This window comes from Alcanivorax sp. HI0044, from assembly GCF_001634945.1.
Genome location: NZ_LWEZ01001309.1, coordinates 1 through 6176 on the forward strand (window position 1 = coordinate 1; position 6176 = coordinate 6176).

The 6176-nt window shown below is 61.5% G+C and carries 7 protein-coding genes; 4 read left to right on the forward strand and 3 right to left on the reverse strand.

Features of this window, described 5'->3' with window-relative positions:
• The 3 genes from A3730_RS19105 to def form a co-directional block, all read right to left on the reverse strand.
• The coding region (locus tag A3730_RS19105; protein WP_304439509.1) for a transcription antitermination factor NusB at window positions 1-859 on the reverse strand (859 nt) is incomplete at its 3' end.
• Entirely contained in the window at window positions 846-1838 is a 993-nt protein-coding gene (gene fmt, locus A3730_RS19110; RefSeq protein WP_063519587.1) for a methionyl-tRNA formyltransferase, read from the reverse strand. The genes fmt and A3730_RS19105, both read right to left, overlap by 14 nt.
• Window positions 1839-2040: 202 nt before the next feature.
• The gene (def, locus tag A3730_RS19115; RefSeq protein WP_063538693.1) at window positions 2041-2547 is read right to left on the reverse strand and encodes a peptide deformylase; all 507 of its coding nucleotides are present in this window, start codon (window positions 2545-2547) and stop codon (window positions 2041-2043) included.
• 144 nt (window positions 2548-2691) lie between these two features.
• Between def and A3730_RS19120 the strand changes: the two genes are divergently transcribed.
• The 4 genes from A3730_RS19120 to A3730_RS19135 all read left to right on the forward strand — a co-directional run.
• Window positions 2692-3765 carry a LysM peptidoglycan-binding domain-containing protein gene (locus A3730_RS19120; RefSeq protein WP_063521632.1) on the forward strand — a complete coding sequence of 358 codons (1074 nt, stop codon included), beginning with the start codon at window positions 2692-2694 and terminating at the stop codon, window positions 3763-3765.
• Window positions 3766-3939: 174 nt separating this feature from the next.
• Window positions 3940-5001, forward strand: coding sequence for a DNA-processing protein DprA (gene dprA / locus A3730_RS19125; protein ID WP_063538695.1), 1062 nt, complete (start codon window positions 3940-3942; stop codon window positions 4999-5001).
• 64 nt (window positions 5002-5065) lie between these two features.
• Window positions 5066-5614, forward strand: coding sequence for an L-threonylcarbamoyladenylate synthase (locus A3730_RS19130; RefSeq protein ID WP_063520816.1), 549 nt, complete (start codon window positions 5066-5068; stop codon window positions 5612-5614).
• 29 nt (window positions 5615-5643) lie between these two features.
• Window positions 5644-6176: oxygen-dependent coproporphyrinogen-III oxidase (locus tag A3730_RS19135; RefSeq protein ID WP_156501259.1), on the forward strand; the 533-nt coding region annotated here is incomplete at its 3' end.

Here is a 6176-nt window from a genome sequence, read left to right on the forward strand (position 1 = left end):
GGTTCTCGCGGATGCGGGCCAGTCGCTTGCCTTCCAGCTCCAGGGCGGTGAGGTCTGTGGCGGGGAATTTCTCGCGCAGCTGCCCGGTTTTGCCGCCGGGGGCGGCGCAGGCGTCCAGAATGCGGCCGTTGGCCGGGGCCTGCAGCAATTCGGCGGGCAGTTGGGCGGCTTCGTCCTGCACCGAGAGGGCACCTTGCTCAAAACCGGGTAGCTGAAATACCGGCCGGGCGGGCTGCAGGTAAATGCTGTAAGGGGCAACGCTGCCGGCACGGGCGCCCTCACCCAGGGCGGTAAGGGCATCGGCGCGTTGTTGCTGCTGACGATTCACCCGCAGGGTGAACGGCGGTGTTTGCAGGTTGGCGCGGGCCATGGCGTCGGCGTCGTCGGGCCAATCTTTTTGCCAGCGTTTAAACAGCCAATCTGGCAGGCTCAGCTGGATGTTGGCGGGGGCGTCGGCCACGGCTTGTTCAATGGTGATCTGGCTGGCCTTGCGCAGTACCGCATTGCTCAGGCCGGCGGCCCAGGGGGCTTTCAGCTTGCGGCATAGCTGCGGGTAAGCATTGACGATGGCGTGGGCCGGGCGGTCGCTAAACCACAGTTCATAGAGGCCGGCCAGCAGTGCCAGCCGCACCGGCTGGGCGCTGGCCTTGAGCGGTTTGGAGAGCTGTTGGTTGAGCCAGTGGTTGAGCGGGCGCAGGTGACGGCATACGCCGAAGCAGATATCGCGCATCTGGCCGCCGTCGCTGCCTTGCAGGGGAAAGTCGCGCAGCACTTCGCGCAGGCTTTCGCCGTCGCCCTTGCCGGGGAGCACCCGGTTGAGGGCGCGCACGGCGCTCAGGCGCGGGTCAGGCGTTGCCACATTGATCACCTGACGCATCGGCAATGGCATCACCCAGCGGTTCGCCAACGGTGAACAGGGCCGGGTTGCCGCGCAGCAGGTCGGACACCGCCATGCGCCGTTTGCCGGGCAGCTGCAGCTCTTCGAGGATCAGGCTGCCATCGCCGGTGGCCACATGGATGCCCTGGTCGTCCACGGCCAGGATATGGCCGGGCTCATCGCTGTCCTGCCCCGGTTGCGGGCTTTCGCTGGCCTGCCAGATGCGCATGGGCTGACCGTTGAGTGGCACCCAGCTCACCGGGAAAGGATTGAAGGCGCGGATGCGGTTGTAGAGCGCGCGGGTGGGCAGGCGGAAGTCCAGCCGTGCTTCAGCCTTGCTCAGCTTGTGGGCGTAGGTGACGCCTTCGTCGGGCTGTGGGGTGGCGTTGGCCAGGTGGTGCTCCAGATCGTTCAGCACGGTCACCAACAGGCGGGCCCCCTGGGTGGCCAGCCGGTCGTGCAGTTCGCCGCCGGTTTCACGCTCGCCGATGGGCAGGGCTTCACTGAGCAGCATGGGGCCGGTATCGAGCCCGGCTTCCATTTGCATGATGGTGTTGCCGGTTTGAGTGTCGCCGGTGGTGATGGCCCGTTGAATGGGGGCGGCCCCACGCCAGCGCGGCAGCAGCGAGCCGTGCACGTTCAGGCAGCCCAGGCGAGGAATATCCAGCACCGCCTGGGGAATGATCAGGCCATAGGCCACCACCACCAGGGCATCCAGATTCAGGTCGCGTAACTGCTGGCGAGTGTCTTCGCCTTTCAGGTTTTCCGGCTGCAGCACGGCAATCCCGTGGCTGGTCGCCAGCTGTTTGACCGGGCTTTGCTGCACTTTCTTGCCGCGCCCGGCGGCGCGATCCGGCTGGGTGAGAACGGCCACGACCTGATGATCGTTATCCAGCACGGCCTGCAGGCTGGCAGCGGCGAAGTCCGGGGTGCCGGCGAAGGCAAGGCGTAAGGGTTTCAATGAGCGGCCTCTGGGTCGGTAAGTGGTGGGGCAGAGAGGTGAGTTGAAAGTGAAAAGTTGAAAGTTCAAACGCGAGCCCTCGAGTAAGCCACACGTCTAGCGCCACGGCCGCGCCGCAGGGCTGGAATCGCGGGCATGGCGATTCGCTACTCTGAAAGCCGTTTCGCGCTTTTCAACTTTGAACTTTCAACTTGCCTCTCTCTTATGCCTGCTGGCGGTGGATCTTTTCCAGCTTCTTCTTGATGCGGTCACGCTTCAGTCGGGAAACGTAGTCCACGAACAGTTTGCCGTCCAGGTGGTCGATCTCGTGCTGGATGCAGGTGGCGAGCAGTTCGTCCGCTTCTACTTCGAAGGCGTTGCCGTCCCGGTCCAGGGCATTGATCCGCACCCGCGCCGGGCGCTTTACCTTCTCGTAGAAACCGGGCACCGACAGGCAGCCTTCTTCGTAGGGCGCCAGTTCATCGGTGAGTGGCGTGATCTGCGGGTTGATGTACACCTTGGGCTCGTTGCGCTCTTCGGACAGATCCATCACCAGCAGGCGCTTGTGCACGTTCACCTGAGTGGCCGCCAGGCCGATGCCGGAAGCGTCGTACATGGTTTCGATCATGTCGTCGATCAGTTTGCGAAGCTCGTCATCTACCTTTTCCACCGGCTTTGCTACTGTGCGTAGTCGGGGATCAGGGAATTCCAGTATTTCCAGTTTAGCCATGTACCTTCTCGGAAGTTGCGGTAGTACTCGAATTTCGGTTGCTAAATATATGATCGCATTGCTAATATCCAAAAGGAACCGCGTCTACAATAAGGGACCGCGGCCGCTCTCGGGGATGAGTCCAATAATGATAAAAGGAATCCGATGATGATGAAATCGGTCCAGCGCGCCTTGACCTTTGGCCTGGTGCTGGCGGTGTCCGGTATGGCCTCCGCAGCGGTGGTGCTCAAAGACGGGCATCCCAGCAAGTATTTCGTGAAAAACGGCGATACCCTTTGGGATATCAGCGGCCGTTTTCTGCAAGAGCCGTGGCAGTGGCCGGAAATCTGGCAGATCAATGAGGAAATCAGTAACCCTCACTTGATCTATCCCGGCGACGAAATCCGCCTTTCCTACGTTAACGGTGAGCCGCGCCTGTCGGTAAAACGGGGCGTGGAAGAGACCGTGATGTCCAATGGTACCGTGAAACTCACCCCGCGGGTGCGTGAAATTGCCAATGACGAAGCGATTCCGGCCATTCCTGCCAGTGCGATCCAGTCTTACCTGAAGGAAGGGCTGGTGGTAGACCGCAAGGAAATCGTTGAAGCCCCCTATCTGGTGGGTGGCCGCGATCGCCGTGTGATCTTCGGTGAAGGCGATACTGTTTATGCCCGCGATACCGTGGCTAAATGGGAAGACCTGGATCAGGGTTACGGTTTCTACCGCACCGGCGAGCAATATGTGGACCCGGATACCAATGAAGTGCTGGGTTACGAAGCCCGCCAGATCGGCCTGGGCCGCGTAGCCAGCCACGATGATGACATGATTACCCTGCGGGTTACCGACTCCAGTGAAGACCTGCGCATCGATGACCGTCTGTTCTCCACCGAAGATCGCCGCGTGCGTGCCGTGTTGTATCCATCGGCACCGGATACCAAAATCGAGGCGAAAGTGATTCGCTTCTTCGACCGTCTTAACAGTGTGGCCCGCAACGATGTGGTGGTGATCAACAAGGGTCTGCGTGACGGCCTGAAAGAAGGCAACGTGCTGGATATCTATGGCCAGGGCGAAGTGGTCCGCGATCGTCAGCAAGGTGACATGGTCCAGCTGCCCCGTGAGAAAACCGGTTCCATGGTGATCTTCCGGGTCTTCGACAAGGTCAGCTACGGCTTGATTATGGAGTCCATGCGGCCTATCTATATGAACGACATCGCCGAAAGCCCGGCGGGCAGCTACTGAATAGTACGCTAAACGCTTGAGGCTGGACGCCTGACGCCCGCAAAGACACCCTTTTCAAGGATGAAAAGGGTGTCTTTGCGTGTTTTGATCTGTGTTTTATGGTCAGGTTACGGGCATCGACTGCCAAACATTGGGCGGTAAACATCATTCCAACGCACACAAGGAGGTGGGCGAATGGACGGACAATTTAAACGCCTGCTATTGCAGGCGTTGTTTTCCCCGTCTTCAGCGGCCCTGGGCCGCGCCCTGCAACAACACCGGATTGCTTCGGCGCCGGTATCGGATTTTCTTCCCCTGCTACCGGCCGGCCTGAAAGAGCGTGCCCGGCTGCTCGACAATACCGGCAAGCTGCCCGTGTACTTTGAGCAACTGCGTGAGCAGGGTTGGCGCTGGATTGCGCTGGGGGATGCGGACTACCCGCCGTTGCTGGCACAGATCAACGACCCACCCGGCGTGATTGCCGTGCGCGGCAGCGTGGAAGCATTAAATGCGCCTTCGCTGGCCATGGTGGGGGCGCGCAATGCCTCTGCGGACGGCCTCGACAACAGCCGCCGCTTTGCCCGCCAGCTGGCTGGTAGTGGCTTTGTCATTGTCAGTGGCCTGGCGCTGGGCATTGATGCGGCCGCTCATCGCGGTGCGGTGAGTGCCGGGCGCACGGTGGCGGTCATGGGCAGTGGCCCGGATTGTATCTACCCGCCCCGCCATGGCCTGCTGGCCAGCCAGATTGTGGAGAACGGCGGGGCGCTGGTATCGGAATTTGCACCGGGCGCGCGCCCGCTGCCGGCTCAATTTCCCATGCGTAATCGCATTATCAGTGGGCTCAGCCTGGCCACCATTGTGGTGGAGGCAGCCATCAAGAGTGGGTCGCTGATCACTGCACGGACGGCGCTGTCCCAGGGGCGTGAAGTGTTTGCGATTCCGGGCGGTATCCATAATCCACTCAGCAAGGGTTGCCACCAGTTGTTGCGCGATGGCGCCAACTGGCTGGAGTCCGTGGACGATATTTTTCAGGCCTTTGGGGATTTCCAGCGTAGCGTGGAAGCCAGTGGCATTCGTTGCGACCCGCCGGCGCTGCTTGCCCACCTGACCAGTGGCCTGAACTCGCTGGATGCGTTGCAGGAGCGTACCGGGATGCCCATGCCCGAGCTGGCCGGGCAGCTGGCGGATCTGGAGCTGGAGGGCTGGGTAGAACGGGTGGCGGGGGGCTATCTGAAACGCCAGACCAGCGATGTCTGATCGGCAGACTTGAGTCGCCGGGCCGTGCAGGGTAATTTGCCGCTTTTGCTTTCAGGGCGTCGTCATGGACCAGCATCTGCTCAGCGCGGCACAGATTATTCAGGCGGGCGGGGTAATCGCCTACCCTACGGAGTCCGTCTACGGCCTTGGCTGCGACCCGTTCAACCAGGACGCGGTGATGCAGCTGCTGGCCATCAAGCAGCGGCCGGTGAGCAAAGGGCTGATTCTGATTGGTGAAACCCTGGCGCAGCTGGCGCCGTATCTGCGCCTGAACGACCAGCAGGCGGCCCGGTTGCAGCAGCAATGGCCGGCGCCGGTGACCTATCTGGTTGAGGCCAATGAACATCTGCCCGGCTGGGTGCGCGGGAAGCATCGCAAGGTGGCGGTGCGCGTGCCGGACCATCCGCTGGCTCGCCAGCTGTGCCGGTTGGCCGGGCAGCCGATCATTTCCACCAGCGCCAACATCAGCGGCCGCCCGGCAGCGCGCAATCGCTATCAGGTGGCCCGGCAGCTGGGCGATCAACTCGACTTTATTGTCAGCGGCGCCTGTGACCGGGCGAGCAAACCCTCTACCATTATTGATCTGGAAAGCGGGCGCATTTTGCGCCCGTGAACACACCGACCGCATCCGGGGAAAGCACCATGTCAGAGGTTTCACTGCAGGCGGTGAAAGACTACCTGCTGGATCTGCAGGACCGTATCTGCGAGGCACTGGGCGCCGAAGATNGCTCCGCCACCTTCCGTGAAGACAGCTGGGAGCGCGAACAGGGTGGCGGCGGCCGTAGCCGGGTGCTGGAAAATGGCGCGGTGATCGAAAAAGGCGGGGTCAATTTTTCCCATGTGTTTGGCGATCAGTTGCCGCCCTCTGCCACGGCAGCCCGTCCCGAATTGGCCGGGCGCAGCTTTCAGGCCATGGGCGTGTCGCTGGTGATCCACCCGAAAAATCCCTATGCACCGACCAGCCACGCCAACGTGCGTTTTTTCGTGGCGGAAAAAGACGGTGAAGACCCGGTGTGGTGGTTTGGCGGCGGCTTCGATCTGACACCCTACTATGGTTTTGAAGAAGACGTTGTGCATTGGCACCAGACGGCCCGCGACGCCTGTGAACCGTTCGGTAGCGAGATCTACCCGGAATTCAAAGCCTGGTGTGATGACTACTTTTATCTCAAGCACCG